Source organism: Hymenobacter negativus, assembly GCF_017571495.1.
GTDB lineage: Bacteria > Bacteroidota > Bacteroidia > Cytophagales > Hymenobacteraceae > Hymenobacter > Hymenobacter negativus.
The window spans coordinates 77,672-90,533 of the sequence record NZ_JAGETZ010000012.1 but is presented as its reverse complement, the minus strand read 5'-3'; the positions used below and the strand labels follow the sequence as shown (position 1 = coordinate 90,533).

Genomic DNA, 12,862 nt, shown 5'->3' with positions numbered 1-12,862 from the left:
GGGCGGGACCTTTGTCCTAAACTTCAGCAACCCCTTTTTATGCGCTACAACCCCCTGGGAAACACCGGCCTGTTCGTATCCGAACTATGCCTGGGCACCATGACCTTCGGCAATTCGCCGGGCCAATACGCCGCCGCTTCGGGCGTCACGCAGGAGCAGGCTGAGGCCATTATTCGCCGCGGCTTCGACGCCGGCATTAACTTCATTGACACCGCCAACGTGTACGCCGGCGGGCAAAGCGAGGCCATGGTGGGCCAGGCACTCAAATGCCTGGGCATCTCCCGGCACCAAGTGGTATTAGCCACCAAGGCTGAGCACGCCACGGGAGCAGGCCCGAACGACGGCGGGGCCTCGCGCTACCACCTGCTGCATGAGGTGAAAGCCAGCCTCAAGCGCCTGGGCACTGACCACATCGACCTGTATCAGCTGCACGGCTGGGACCCGGCCACCCCGGTGGAAGCGACGATTCGCGCGCTCGATGACATAGTGCGCCAGGGCCTGGTGCGCTACGTGGGCGTCTCGAACTGGGCAGCCTGGCAAATTGCCAAGGCGCTGGGCAAAGCCGACCTGCTGCAGGCCGAGCGGTTTCAGTCGGTGCAGGCGTATTACTCGCTGGCCGGCCGCGACCTGGAACGCGAAGTGGTGCCCGTGGTGGAAGCCGAAAACCTGGGCTTGTTGGTGTACAGCCCGCTGGCGGGCGGCTACCTCACCGGCAAGTACCGCGAAAACAAGACGGAAGGCCGTCGGGCCACCGTGCAGTTTCCGCCCGTGGATGAGCAGAAAGGTGAAGGCGTGTTGGCCGCGATGGACAAAGTAGCCGCTGCCCACGGAGCCTCGCTGGCGGCCGTGGCCCTGGCCTGGCTGCGACACCAGCCCGCCGTGACCAGCATCATTCTGGGCATCAAGCAACCGGCTCAGCTCGATGAAAACCTCAAAGCCACCAAGCTGACCTTGACGAACGACGACCTGTAGGCGCTCGACGCCGCCAGCGCCCCGGCCCCCGAGTACCCCGGCTGGATGGTGGCCCACGACAGCGCCGCCCGCCAGCACCTGCTCATCAGCGGACAACTGGCGCCCCAACACGGGTAAGATTTCACGCGTCGTCTGCTTGGTGGCCGGTTGGTTCCGGAGCGGACGACGCGCCAGGGTTATTTCAAAGGTATCAGATGAATAGCTCTCCCTTACAGCTGCGTATTGAGCTGGATGCCGGTTCTGGATTTTGCTTTGGGGTAGTGTACGCCATCGAGCTGGCTGAGGAACTGCTGGCCGAGCGGGGCTACCTGTATTGCCTGGGCGACATCGTGCACAACGACGAAGAGGTGCGGCGCCTGCAACGCCAGGGCCTGCGCATCATCGACTACGAGCAGCTGGCCGTGCTGCGCAACGAAACCGTGCTGCTGCGGGCGCACGGTGAGCCACCGAGCACCTACCAGCTGGCCCTGGCCAACAATCTGACCCTGCTCGATGCCAGCTGCCCGGTGGTGCTCAAGCTCCAGCACCGCATCAAGGCCAGCGCCGACCGGGGCGAGACCATTGTCCTGTTCGGGCAGCCCGGCCATGCCGAGGTGCGCGGCCTGCTAGGCCAAACCAGCGGCTAGGCGTTGGTCATCGGAAAGCCCGAAGAGTTGCCCGCCCAACCCCTGCCCTCTTCGCTGACGCTTTACAGCCAGACCACCAAGCGGCCCGCCGACTTCGACCGCCTGCGGCAGGCGCTGGAAGCCCGGGGCACACGGTGCGGGCCCATGACACCAGCTGCCGGCAAGTGAGTAACCGCGACCAGGAGCTGCGGCAGTTCGCGCGCCGCTTCGACCAAGTGGTGTTTGTGGCGGGCACCAAAAGCTCCAATGGCCGGCTGCTGCACCAGGTGTGCCAGGAAGTCAACCCGCAAACGCATTTCGTGTCCCAGGCTGGGCAACTGGCCGCCGCGTGTTTCCGCCCCAGCCAAACGGTGGGTATCTGCGGCGCCACCAGCACGCCCCGGTGGCTGCTGGAGCAGGTGCGCGACGAATTGGCTCGGTTCTAACACCTCCGCTGCATCCTCCATTGTTTAGCTCCTAATGCACCGTCGCCATTTTATGTTCGGTGGAACTGCTACGGCGGCCAGACTGCTGAGCGGGGCCGCCACCATTACCCCTCCCCCCATGCCTGCTTCGTTCGTTTCTAATCCTGCTTTGCCGACCCTGCTGCCGCGCAGTGAGTGGCCGGGCACCCCGGTGGATGCTGACGGAAAATTCGTCAACCACGAGTTTCCCTACGTCAACCGCTTCAGTACCGTCGTCAAATACTGGCTACAGCCCAACCCCCAGCGGGCCGAGAAAGAAGCCGACCCGTTTCAACTGCCCGTGCAGAAAACCGACGCCTTTTTGCGGGGTTCTGCTGACGTCATCGTATGGCTCGGGCACGCCTCATTTTTCATCCGGCTGGGTGGCGTGACGTTCCTGCTCGACCCGGTGCTGGGCAACCTGCCCGCCTTCGGCCAGCGCCTTGCCGAATTACCGATAGCCCCAGCGGCGCTGACGGGCATCGACTACATCCTGCTCTCGCACGCGCACTACGACCATTGCGACAAGCCCTCGCTGCGCCAGCTCTACGCCCAAAATCCGCAGGCGCAGTTCCTCGCCGGCCTGGGCATGGAGCAGCTGCTAACCACTTGGCTGCCCGGCGCGCGGGTGCAGCAAGCGGGCTGGTACCAGCAGTACCACACCGAGGACCGGCTGCGCGTCTCGTTCTTGCCGGCCCGGCACTGGTCCAACCGCACGCCCTGGGACAAGAACGAAACTCTGTGGGGAGCCTTCGTGCTGCAAGCCGGGGGCCGGCAAGTGTATTTTGGAGGCGACTCGGGCTACGGAAGCCACTTTCGGGACGCGGGCCGGCTTTTCCCTGGGTTGGATGTGGCCATTATCGGGGCCGGGGCCTACGCGCTGGATTATGGCCCCCAATCATCAGGACCCGGCCCACGCGGTGCTGGCCTTCCATGACACGGGGGCCAGGGTGCTGGTGCCCATGCACTACGGCACCTTCAATCTGAGCGGGGAGCCTCGGAGCGAACCACCTCGCCTGCTGCAAGCCGCCCGCGACACGGGGCAGCTACGCGGTGAGCTGCGTTTGCCAGCCGTCGGCGAGAGCCTGACTTTTACGACTTGATTACCTGCTTGCTGCTGGTTGAAAGTAGCCGCCTGCTGCCGTGCCCCGCGCCCAGAAGCGCCGGGCTGTACTTGCTGATTTACTCACACCACATCGACTAGCCCACCTGTGCGTTGCCATCTGGCGCAGTCTGGTGGGTCTCCCCTTGTGCTGGTCTCGGGGCAAAAACGGTTTGCACTGCCGGTCCGACCCGTCGTCCATCGTTCGGTAACGTTGCGCGAATAACCCGGACAAAGAGTGCGCGCTGGATTAGCAGCGGTTGCAAATTGCTCATGACCAGATGAGCGCAGGAAGGCGGGATTATGCGCTGTGGTGAAAAAAGTAGCGCGCCATGTAGTTTTTAGGCGGCGTTGGCTACTAACTACAGTGAACAAGCCTTCACCCCGGCGCCCCGTCCCATGCCAGCACCCCAGGAAGCAACTTTTTTAGCGACGCTCAACCCGCACCTGGGGGTGGTGCACCGGGTGTGCCGCCTCTATTGTCGCGACCCGGCTGAGCGCCAAGACTTGCAGCAGGAAATACTCTACCAACTCTGGAAAGCGTATCCTGGCTTCCAGGGCACCGCCCAGTTTTCGACCTGGCTCTACCGGGTGGCCCTCAACACGGCCCTAACCTACGAGCGCCAACGCCGCCGCACGCCCGCCGCCGCGCCGCTCGAGGCCTGGGCCTTGGAAGTTGCCGCCCCAGCGGAAGGCCCCGAGGCCGAGCAGCAACGCCTGCTCTACGCCACCATCGAGCAGCTATCGGCCGTGGACAAGGCCGTGGTCCTGCTCTACCTCGAGGAGCAGTCGTATGTCCAGATTGCCGACGTCACTGGCCTGACGGTGAGCACTGTGAGCGTGCGGCTGGTGCGCATCAGAAAAAAACTCGCCCAAGCCCTGACCGGCTCCCTCGCCCACTTGAACGCATGAACAATGAACTCGACCTCCTCAAAGCTGCGTGGCCCTGCCTGGCCCCGGCCCCGGCGCCCTTGCAAGCTGCCGGGCTGCGCACCCTGGTGGCAGCCCGCTACCAACGCGAGCAGCGCGTGGTGGGCCGCTACGTGTGGGGCGCTGCTCTGTGGCAAGCCATGGTGTATACCAGCCTAGCATATCTGGGCTGGCGCTTCCGGCTCGACGGGCCCACGCTGGCGGCCTGCGTGCTGGGCACGGCCCTGTACCTGCCGTTCACGCTGGTTTTTTGGCGCAAGTTTCGGGGCTTCACCCGTCGTCAGTTGGCAAGCCATCCCGCAGATGCCCCCCTGGCTGCCCAAGTCGGGCAGCAGTACGGGCGGCTCAGCCAATTTTTTCGATTCAAAAAGCGGTTTGATGTGCTAGCCACTCCCCTAACTGCGCTGGTGCTGGTGACTCTGTTTATCCGCGTCGGCTGGGTCCCGCCCATTACGCAGTCGCCGGGTCCGGCAGCTGCTCTGTTCGCTCTCATCGTGGTCATCTTCGCCCTGGCGCTGCGGTGGGAAAACCAGCACCAGTTTGCTGGGCCGCTACGCCGGCTGCAAGACCTGCGCCAGGAATTAGCCGACGATACTGAGGTTACCTAATCCTTCTCATTTCGTGGGATTTCCCTTCGTGCTGGCGTGCGAAGCAGGTTTCTTGCGCCCTTTTTTTAGGATTAAATGTTTGATTTTCAATAAAATAAATCTTATCATGCATTCGCCCTCAACTTTTCGCTCTCCGCTTTCGCTGTTGCTTAATCTGTTTACTCGTCGCGGCTGGCGATGTCTAGTACTGGCAGTGCGCTTGCTACTTACCAGCAGTCTCCTGGGCCCTGCCGCGTGGGCCCAGTCCGGCACCGCGCAAGCCAATGGCCTGACGCTGGCTTATGAAAGCGTGGGCAACCCGCGTCACGAAACCATTTTGCTCATCAGCGGCACTGGCGGTCAGCTCACCCAGTGGCCCGATGCCCTGGTGCAGGCCTTGGTGGCGCAGGGCTACCGCGTGGTGCGCTACGACCAACGCGACAGCGGCCTCTCAACCCGCTTTGAAGGTGCCGGCCTGCCCGATTGGGCGAAGGTAATGGCAGCCCTCCAGGGCGGCCCGCCCGCCCGGCTGGCCTACACCCTCAACGATATGGCCCGCGATGCCGTCGGCCTGCTCGACGCGCTCCACGTGCGGCGAGCGCACTTGGTGGGTGCCTCCATGGGCGGCATGATTGCGCAGCTGGTGGCCACGGACCACCCGGACCGGGTGCTGTCGCTCACGTCCCTGATGGCGACCGACGGCAAGCCCGGCCTGCCCCCTGTAGCCAAGCCCGAGGTGATGGCCCAAGCCCCACCCGCACCCACTAACCCAGCCGATACGGCCGCTGCGCTCGCCTACAACTTTCGCATTCGCCAGTTGCTCGGCAGCCCGGCCTACCCCACTGCCGAAGCCACGCTTCGGGCCCAGGTAGCCCGCGAGGTGCACCGGGCCTACTACCCCGCCGGCTACCAGCGCCAGGGCGCCGCTGCGCTGGTGGAAAGCCAGCACGACCGCCGCACCGAGTTGCAGGCGCTACGCGTGCCCACGCTCGTAGTGCACGGCGATGCCGACCCCCTCGTGCCCGTAGCCGCCGGTCAGGATGTGGCCGTCAGCATTCCCGGCGCCGAGTGGCTCCTGCTACCGGGAGTAGGCCACGAGCTGCCGTCCGAACTGGCCCCGCTGCTGGCTGAGGCCATTGGGCGCGTGGCCAAGCGTGGACATTCTAAATAGCCTGTGGCCCGCCGACGATGAATAACTTCTTGTGGAGTCTGCAACTATTGCTGGCTGCCGTATTTGTGCTGGCCGGCGGCGTCAAGCTCACTCAGCCGGCGACTCGGGTGCGTCCCCTCGCGCCGCCGTTTTTCTCCCTGGCTTTTCTGCGAATGCTGGGCGCGCTCGAACTACTTGGGGCGCTAGGGGTAGTGCTACCAACGCTCACCAGCTATTGGCCCCGGGTTACGGCCCTGGCCGCCGGCGCGCTGGCACTGGTGCTAGCCGCTGCCGCGTTGGTGCACGCCGGGCAACGAGAGCACAACCGGTTGCCCTTGCTGCTGGTGCTGCTAACTGCGGCACTGGTGGTAGCATGGGGACGCTGGTAGCCAAGTGTTGGGCACATGCTACACGACCATCTTGACTAAATCAACCCGCTACATCGTCTATCGAGCACCTAGCCAAGGCCATACTTGTGTCGAGTTAAACCCTCTCAACACCCAAACCGATAAGGTCATGGCCAACCAAGACTTTACCGCTACGCTGGTGGTGAGCTAAACGCCCTAGGAAGCTTTTTACAATATCACCAATGTTCGGGGGCTAAGACTTTGCCGGGCATTCACAGCAGCTGCACGACGAGTTTGATTTACCTCGCTCAGCGCTTGCGGCTGCGGGATGGGAACCAAGTTTTAACACGCCTACGAGGCCAGAAAATAGTTATGGCGGTGCCAGAGCTAATCTCGGCACTAAAAATCAATCCTTCACCAGGTGGCAAAAGCTTAAAGCAGGGTCAACCCCAGGCCCAGGGCGGCAAGCATCCCCACCCCTAACAACAGGCTGTAGCCAGTGGCTAATATGGCGCTTTTAAACATGGTTTTGCCCCAACTCTGCCCGTAGAGGCGGTGCAGGGCCAGCACTAAGTAAAGGGGAAGCGCCAGCAGCAGCAAGCTGGTTTTTTCCATCCCGGGCAGGTACTGCAGCCCCAGCAGCAGGGCCAGCAGCACAAACCCGAAGCAGTGCAGGTGCACTGACAAGATGAGGTAGCTTAAATACGGGCGGCGCTGGCGCCAATATGCCGCCTGCAGCAGCAGCGCCGCCAGTGGCATCAGCACAAAGGCCATGATGGAAAGGGACTTCAGCACTTGGTGAGTTGCTTCCTCGGGCGTGCGGCGGGTTAGGCGGGGCATGTGCTGCACCAGCACCCGGTTGATTAAGCTCACCGGGACCTGATGACGGCGCAGCACAGAGTCGGCCTGAGCCCGGGTCAGGTGCTCGGGCAGGCTGTCGAGTTGCGCCTGCGTCAGGGGCAGGCGCGGGCCGATGATGAGTTCATGGCCTGTAGGGTGCGGCGGCAGCGACGCCACCCGAACTTTTACGGCGCTGCCTTCGTGGCCGGCGTTGAGCGAAAGCAGAAAAAACACCACGAAGCTGATGAACACATAGAGCCGGATGGGCGGCACGTAGGGCACCCGATGCCCTATGAGAAAGCGCCGGGTCAGTTCCCCAGGCCAGAACAGCAGCAGGCGCAGGGTCCGGAAAATCTTGCCATCAAAGTGAAAAACTCCTTCCAGAAATTCTTCCGCTACATGGCCCATGCCCAGGGTGCTGCCGTGGTTTTGCTGCCCGCACCGGGGGCAATACTCGGCCGGCTCTGTGGGAATGAAGGCGTAGGCGCAATTGGCACAGGCCGGTAATTTGACAAGAACGTGGGCCATAAACAGACAAGCAAAACGGAGGGACGAGCCGAGGGCGCTGGGCCGCAATCAGAGAGGACAGCCCCCAGAAGGCGACGGCTCGGCGGTGGGGCAGGCCTACTTCACCACGCGGCCTACCTGCTTGGGCAGGGTCCCGGGAACGGTGCTGGTCTTGATTTTATAGCGGGAAAGCCCACCAGGGTACTGGTCTTCTTCCTTTAGAAACTCGTGGTCACGCTGGCTAATCCAGAACGTCTGCTTGAATGGCGCCTTGGTGGGTGTCAGTCCTTCGGTGACGAGCTTCCAGCAAGCCACCGGCTTGCCGCCGGGCACGGTTAGCGCCTCGGTGCCCGTCACGGTATACAACACGTAGGCAGGCGGCTTGCCGCCCGCGTCATAAAATGGAATGACAAAGCGCTTGCCCGCTGCCAGGGGCAGCAGCTCGAAGGTTTCAATATCAAGGTTCCAGTTAAAGGCGGGGTGTTCAAACGCCTGCTGAAACGCTTTGGCCTGGTTGCCGGCCACGCTGTCGGCCCCGGCGATGCCCACGGCAGTCCAGTTGTAGGCTTTTAACTGCCCTTTAATCGTTTCGGCGTGGTAGAGGGGCGCAAAGTCAGCGGCCCGGACCAGAGAATGTACTTCCCGGTAGCTGCTGGTGTCGGCGCCGTACCAGTGTTGCGTGATGCGAAACACGGATGCGCCCTGGTACTGAACCGACTGCACTTGCCTCCGCCATAGCCAGAAGCCAAGCATTTTGGGTTGGGAAGGGCTCTGAAAATACACCAGGTACTGGCGCATGCCGGGCTGAAGGCGGGTCGTTTGCAAGCGCCGGTCAGCTACGCGGATGGTGTCGGTGGTTTGGGCAGCGGCCGGCTGGGCCAGCAGCACGAGAAGCAGCCCACCGGCCCGGCTCAACCAGGAGCCAGCGGAGCTTAATGGCAATCCAAAGAAACTGCGTTTGGGCCACAGGCCCGCGCAAAGCATCGGCATAGCGAAACAGTCGAAAAGTGGGGAATTGGAGTTCCGGCAAAGCAAGTCGCAGGGCCTGGATATCTTCGGGGCGTTTCGATGCCTACGCTGCTTTTTTCGACCCATCTCGTCGGTTTTTCGACCGTTAAGGAATAACGCTGGTTTTTCGTACCAGCCGAAAAAAGGTGTCTTTCTGTCGAATAATGAGGCGCCTGCCTGTTGCTAAGCCCTAAGTTTACTTTTCTTAAGTACCAGGCAGGCATGCAAGGTCCAACCGTGTCGATGCTCAGGCTTATGCTATCCGCCCTGGGCTCCAATGCACCTGCTGGCTTCTTTCCCTAGTTAACCAAAATGTTGCCGCGAGCTGCCTGCGCATGACTGCTTTCCTTTCGCGCCCCTGGACGCTGGCCTTGCATGCCTCTTTCTGGCTCGTGTACGGCTACCTTTCCGTCTACCAGTTCCAGCAGGAACACCCCATGACGCTGCTGCTGTGGCTGGGGCTGGTGGGTTCGCTTTTGCTCGACGCCGCGCTGGCCTACCTGAACTACTTCTACCTGCTGCCCCGCTTTTTGCGCACCCGCCGGCGGCTCGAATACTTTTTCTTCCTGGCCGTTCCCTACGCCGCGACGGTGGCCCTTCGGGTGCTGACCGACCGTACCCTGTTCGCGCCGGTTATTAGTCGAAAGTACCTGTACTCGCCGGGGCACACCTGGACAGTGGCCATCGGCGTTCTGTTCATCGATGGGTTCGTAACCATGCTTTACTTCGCCGCCAACTGGTTTGTCCTCGAAGCCCGGGCCAAGGCGCTTGAGAACGAGAACCTAACCGCCGAGCTGCGCTACTTAAAGGCCCAGCTTAACCCGCACTTTCTGTTCAATACCCTCAACAATCTGTATTACCTGGCGCACAGCCGCTCGGAGCGCACGCCCGAAGTGGTGGCCACCCTGGCCCAGATGATGCGCTACATGCTGGAGGAAGCCAACCGACCAGTCGTGGCACTGAGCCGCGAAATCGAGTACCTGACCAGCTACATTCAGCTCGAAAAGCTGCGCCTCAACAGCCCCATTCCCATTACCCTGACCGTAGCCGGGCAGCCCAACGGCCTAGTGGTGGCGCCGCTCATTTTCATGGCCTTTCTGGAAAACGCCTTCAAGCACGGGGTGAGCACGACCAGCACCACGGCTTGGGTGCACGTGCACTTCGACCTGACGAGCTCCGACTGCTGCTATACCGTGGCCAACAGCAAGCTGCCCGTGCCCGCCGCCCGGGTAGGTCCGGCCAGCACGGGCTTACCCAACGTGCGCCGTCGACTGGCGCTGAGCTACCCCGACCGGCACGAGCTGCGCATCGAGGACCTGCCCACCGAGTACCGAATTCACTTGCGCCTGACCTTGTAAATCCGCTATGAACCAGCTCACTTGTCTGATTGTGGAAGACGAGCCCCTGGCCCGCCAGCTCCTCACCGACCACCTGCAGCAGGTACCCTACCTGCGCTTGGCCGAAGCCTGCGCCACGCCCACTGCCGCCCTGTCCGCCCTGCAGCGCCAGCCGGTAGACCTGCTGTTTCTCGATGTGCAAATGCCGGAAATGACCGGCTTGACGCTGCTGCGCCTGCTGCCGCGCAAGCCGCTGGTCATCCTCACCACCGCCTATTCCGAATACGCTCTGGAAAGCTACGACCTCGACGTGGTGGACTACTTGCTCAAACCCATCACCCTCGACCGGTTTTTGCGGGCCGTGCACAAGGCCTACGCCCGCTGGGAGCCGCCCTTCGGGGCATCGGTCGGGGCTACCCCTGTCCAGGCCGCTGACCCTACCTACCTTTTTGTGAAGGACGGCGCGCAACTGCTCAAAGTATGGTGGGCCGATGTACTTTACGTGGAGGGCCTGCGCGACTACGTCACCATTTACACCCGGCAGCGCAAAATTGTTAGTTTGCAGCAGCTCAAGGTATTGGCCCAGCAACTGCCCACCAACCGATTCGTGCGTATTCACCACTCCTGCATTATAGCCCTGGATGCCATCGACGTAGTGCACAAGGACAAGGTGCAAATTGGCGAGCGGTACCTGCCCGTCAGCGCGAGTTACGCCAAAGCTTTCCGCGAAGCAGTGGAACGGCACCGCATATAATCATGCAGCTGGCAAAGACCTGCCTCATAACAGGTATCAACTCCCTTTAAGAGCGTGTTGGGGATGACTGTGTCGAGAAAGAAAACGAGTCATTAAGTTGCCGGCGGAGTTACTAGGCTCCGCTACAGCCAGTGCAACGCAAACGCCGTCTATACCTTCGGCAAGTCGTTGATGCGCTGCAGCATAGCCGCCGCACGGGTTGTCAATTGCGCAACTTGCCGGCTCCGTTTCCTGCCTGGACGGCGTTCGACTACTATTTCCGGCGCTGGCAACAACAGCGCCTCTGGGAGCAACTCAACTAAGCCGCTCGGTTGGCTGCCAACCACTCGCCGCCCGCGCTCGTGTGCCTCGACAGCCCGCGCGTCAACCTCGCGCCGCGCCTTTTTGAGCATAGGGGCACCGTCCCGTTCGGAATCGGCACTTTTTATTGGCGTGGCCAACCCGTTGCGATAGATGTTGCGTACAGCGTCGGGGGCCGGCAGTTGGTCAGGCAAGCGAAACTGGAATAGGAATAGAACGAACGCTGCCCGATACCCTATGGCCTGCCCATCCAGCTAGCTAATTTGCTCAAGTACCTGCCTGTACTTCCGGTTCGCCTTTCCTAGCCCGTCTCCTTGGTTCATGGCTCTCGTTCCGTGGCTTATTGCCCATTTACTGCTTCCGCTACCGGCTGATTACAAATTGGTTGGCACTAGCTCTGAAGAGGTGCCGCTAGCCTCCTTGCCGGGTGTCTCAGCCCACCTGGAATTTCGCCGGTGGGAAGCGCCCGGTGGCCGCGCACTGCACGTAGCGTATTGGCAGCCCCGGCCGACGCGCGATGGCGGCCCGATGCACATCGTAGCCGAATGGTCGGCCGTGGTCGCGGGTCAGCGCGTGCGGATGTACGAAACCGATTACTTTATGGGCCGCAAGCAGCGCGTCTTGGTTACGTACCTACGCGTTGCGGCCCCCGAGGCGCAGGTTACGCTATACGCTACTGGCCTGTCGCGTGCGGCATTTAAGACGCTACTGGCCTACGCTCAGCTTTAGCCCTAGGCAACCGGCGGCGCGTGCTCAGCTTGTTGGTCATTCCATAGGGGCAAATTTCGGGCGTAATTACGAAGCACGGCTGCCCGCTGATGCGCCGACTGGTACAACTTGCAACGGGCCTTTGGGCCGCAGCCACCAGCACCTAAGTTGCTGGTGCGCTCCGCCCGGGTTGGGCAGTACGCAGCCTAACCAGACCACCGCGCGTATACCTTCGCTGTGCAATAAGTTGAAGCGCTATGCAAGCTCCTACTCAGGGACGCAGATTTCTCAACGGCTGCCTGGTGGTGCTCGGCGTGGTACTGGCGGTGGTGGCGCTGCTGGCCGGCGGGTTCTGGTGGTCGCTGGAGCGCCGGAAAAAGCAGGCTGTGCTCGACGAGGAAAGATATTCGGCCGTCTGCGATACCATCAGCGCCATTACAGAGCACCCGGCCGTTTCCTTCAGCGGCTTCACCAAAGCGGAGCTCGGAAAGCTTGCCTTCTACCTCGTCCGAAAGGGGAAGGTTTTGAAAGACACGGTGGTGCACTACCCGCAACGCGACGGACTGTACGAGTTCAACATCCCGCTGGCTTTTGCCAGCTTTAAAAAGACCGATACCATTGTAGTGGCAACCACTGGTAGGGACAAGCGCTTTTATCAGATTTCGGGCTTTCACCACTACGCGTACCTGCACTACGGCATGCTGGGCTACGTTGGGAGCCATGATTGCCGCTTTGCCGAAGGGGCTTACACCGTCAACGGCCGGCAATACCGAGACTTCCTGTACAAGCAGGACGGCCTGTCTGCCCTACCCACCCACTAGAAATGACGGAGAGGGTCTGGCGGAACAGGCGGGGCCAATGAGGTTGCCCACCAGCTTGAACGGCCGGCTCAGGCCAACCGGCACCCCGGCGCGAAGTAAGCACGGGAGACTACTGTACTGCTTGCTGCCAAGCAACACGTAACGTACTGTGATGATAAATAAGAGCTTCAGCCAATATTCCACCGCAGCCCAATGAACTAACAGTAAACTATCATTAATTATCAAGGCCTTAAGAGATTTGCAAGCTATTTTACTTGCTTTTGTAGAGTATCCAAGCCAGCCGAGCATCATGGCCTCATTGGTCATGCCGGTGTTTTCTCAGCGCGCATTAGTTTAATGTGTTTGCTCGGCCGGGGTGAGCACCTTACGGCAGAGTTGAAGGGTACAGTGGCGCGGAAGAGTTCGGCACAGGGACCTGATAATGCGGCTC

15 protein-coding genes and 1 pseudogene are annotated in these 12,862 nt (G+C 61.5%); 14 read left to right on the top strand and 2 right to left on the bottom strand.

Annotation, left to right across the window (positions count from 1 at the left end; all coding sequences use genetic code 11):
- Positions 1 to 39 precede the first annotated feature (39 nt).
- The 9 genes and pseudogenes from J4E00_RS21385 (at position 40) to J4E00_RS21345 (ending at position 6,368) form a co-directional block, all read left to right on the top strand.
- Positions 40 to 972: an aldo/keto reductase gene (locus J4E00_RS21385; protein WP_208177319.1), complete on the top strand. Its 933-nt coding sequence runs from the start codon at positions 40 to 42 to the stop codon at positions 970 to 972.
- 194 nt (positions 973 to 1,166) lie between these two features.
- Positions 1,167 to 2,023 (top strand): annotated as a pseudogene (locus tag J4E00_RS21380) (4-hydroxy-3-methylbut-2-enyl diphosphate reductase).
- Between the two features lie 118 nt (positions 2,024 to 2,141).
- Positions 2,142 to 2,978 (top strand): MBL fold metallo-hydrolase, encoded by an 837-nt coding sequence (locus J4E00_RS21375; protein ID WP_208177318.1) that lies wholly within the window; start codon positions 2,142 to 2,144, stop codon positions 2,976 to 2,978.
- Entirely contained in the window at positions 2,929 to 3,144 is a 216-nt protein-coding gene (locus J4E00_RS21370) for a hypothetical protein (protein ID WP_208177317.1), read from the top strand. Before J4E00_RS21375 ends, J4E00_RS21370 begins: the two co-directional genes overlap by 50 nt.
- A gap of 398 nt (positions 3,145 to 3,542) precedes the next feature.
- Positions 3,543 to 4,055 (top strand): RNA polymerase sigma factor, encoded by a 513-nt coding sequence (locus tag J4E00_RS21365; RefSeq protein WP_208177316.1) that lies wholly within the window; start codon positions 3,543 to 3,545, stop codon positions 4,053 to 4,055.
- A complete protein-coding gene (locus J4E00_RS21360) occupies positions 4,052 to 4,681 on the top strand; it encodes a hypothetical protein (protein WP_208177315.1) in 630 nt (209 codons plus the stop codon). Before J4E00_RS21365 ends, J4E00_RS21360 begins: the two co-directional genes overlap by 4 nt.
- Positions 4,682 to 4,826: 145 nt before the next feature.
- Positions 4,827 to 5,831: an alpha/beta fold hydrolase gene (locus J4E00_RS21355; RefSeq protein WP_208177314.1), complete on the top strand. Its 1,005-nt coding sequence runs from the start codon at positions 4,827 to 4,829 to the stop codon at positions 5,829 to 5,831.
- Positions 5,832 to 5,848: 17 nt separating this feature from the next.
- Positions 5,849 to 6,199 (top strand): DoxX family protein, encoded by a 351-nt coding sequence (locus J4E00_RS21350; RefSeq protein ID WP_208177313.1) that lies wholly within the window; start codon positions 5,849 to 5,851, stop codon positions 6,197 to 6,199.
- A 31-nt stretch (positions 6,200 to 6,230) separates the two neighbouring features.
- On the top strand, positions 6,231 to 6,368 hold the full coding sequence (locus J4E00_RS21345) for a hypothetical protein (protein ID WP_208177312.1): 138 nt from the start codon (positions 6,231 to 6,233) through the stop codon (positions 6,366 to 6,368).
- Positions 6,369 to 6,589: 221 nt separating this feature from the next.
- Here J4E00_RS21345 and J4E00_RS21340 read toward each other — a convergent pair whose 3' ends face one another.
- A complete protein-coding gene (locus J4E00_RS21340; protein ID WP_208177311.1) occupies positions 6,590 to 7,525 on the bottom strand; it encodes a DUF3667 domain-containing protein in 936 nt (311 codons plus the stop codon).
- Positions 7,526 to 7,621: 96 nt separating this feature from the next.
- Positions 7,622 to 8,446, bottom strand: a complete 825-nt coding sequence (locus tag J4E00_RS21335; protein WP_208177310.1) for a hypothetical protein — start codon at positions 8,444 to 8,446, stop codon at positions 7,622 to 7,624.
- Between the two features lie 401 nt (positions 8,447 to 8,847).
- Between J4E00_RS21335 and J4E00_RS21330 the strand changes: the two genes are divergently transcribed.
- From J4E00_RS21330 to J4E00_RS21310, 5 genes are all read left to right on the top strand, one after another.
- Positions 8,848 to 9,870, top strand: a complete 1,023-nt coding sequence (locus J4E00_RS21330) for a sensor histidine kinase (RefSeq protein WP_208177309.1) — start codon at positions 8,848 to 8,850, stop codon at positions 9,868 to 9,870.
- Between the two features lie 7 nt (positions 9,871 to 9,877).
- Complete coding sequence (locus tag J4E00_RS21325) at positions 9,878 to 10,603, top strand: LytR/AlgR family response regulator transcription factor (protein ID WP_208177308.1); 726 nt, start codon at positions 9,878 to 9,880, stop codon at positions 10,601 to 10,603.
- Positions 10,604 to 10,734: 131 nt separating this feature from the next.
- The gene (locus J4E00_RS21320; protein WP_208177307.1) at positions 10,735 to 10,905 is read left to right on the top strand and encodes a transposase; all 171 of its coding nucleotides are present in this window, start codon (positions 10,735 to 10,737) and stop codon (positions 10,903 to 10,905) included.
- Between the two features lie 319 nt (positions 10,906 to 11,224).
- Positions 11,225 to 11,632, top strand: a complete 408-nt coding sequence (locus tag J4E00_RS21315) for a hypothetical protein (RefSeq protein ID WP_208177306.1) — start codon at positions 11,225 to 11,227, stop codon at positions 11,630 to 11,632.
- Between the two features lie 236 nt (positions 11,633 to 11,868).
- Positions 11,869 to 12,432: a hypothetical protein gene (locus tag J4E00_RS21310; protein ID WP_208177305.1), complete on the top strand. Its 564-nt coding sequence runs from the start codon at positions 11,869 to 11,871 to the stop codon at positions 12,430 to 12,432.
- Positions 12,433 to 12,862: the final 430 nt, after the last annotated feature.

What these genes read in the sequence shown, in the direction of transcription:
- J4E00_RS21330 (WP_208177309.1), top strand. Translation starts at nt 8,848, where the DNA reads ATGACTGCTTTCCTTTCGCGCCCCTGGACGCTGGCCTTGCATGCCTCT.
- J4E00_RS21360 (WP_208177315.1), top strand. Translation starts at nt 4,052, where the DNA reads ATGAACAATGAACTCGACCTCCTCAAAGCTGCGTGGCCCTGCCTGGCC.
- J4E00_RS21365 (WP_208177316.1), top strand. Translation starts at nt 3,543, where the DNA reads ATGCCAGCACCCCAGGAAGCAACTTTTTTAGCGACGCTCAACCCGCAC.
- J4E00_RS21375 (WP_208177318.1), top strand. Translation starts at nt 2,142, where the DNA reads ATGCCTGCTTCGTTCGTTTCTAATCCTGCTTTGCCGACCCTGCTGCCG.
- J4E00_RS21325 (WP_208177308.1), top strand. Translation starts at nt 9,878, where the DNA reads ATGAACCAGCTCACTTGTCTGATTGTGGAAGACGAGCCCCTGGCCCGC.
- J4E00_RS21315 (WP_208177306.1), top strand. Translation starts at nt 11,225, where the DNA reads ATGGCTCTCGTTCCGTGGCTTATTGCCCATTTACTGCTTCCGCTACCG.
- J4E00_RS21340 (WP_208177311.1), bottom strand. Translation starts at nt 7,525, where the DNA reads ATGGCCCACGTTCTTGTCAAATTACCGGCCTGTGCCAATTGCGCCTAC.
- J4E00_RS21385 (WP_208177319.1), top strand. Translation starts at nt 40, where the DNA reads ATGCGCTACAACCCCCTGGGAAACACCGGCCTGTTCGTATCCGAACTA.
- J4E00_RS21370 (WP_208177317.1), top strand. Translation starts at nt 2,929, where the DNA reads ATGGCCCCCAATCATCAGGACCCGGCCCACGCGGTGCTGGCCTTCCAT.
- J4E00_RS21350 (WP_208177313.1), top strand. Translation starts at nt 5,849, where the DNA reads ATGAATAACTTCTTGTGGAGTCTGCAACTATTGCTGGCTGCCGTATTT.
- J4E00_RS21310 (WP_208177305.1), top strand. Translation starts at nt 11,869, where the DNA reads ATGCAAGCTCCTACTCAGGGACGCAGATTTCTCAACGGCTGCCTGGTG.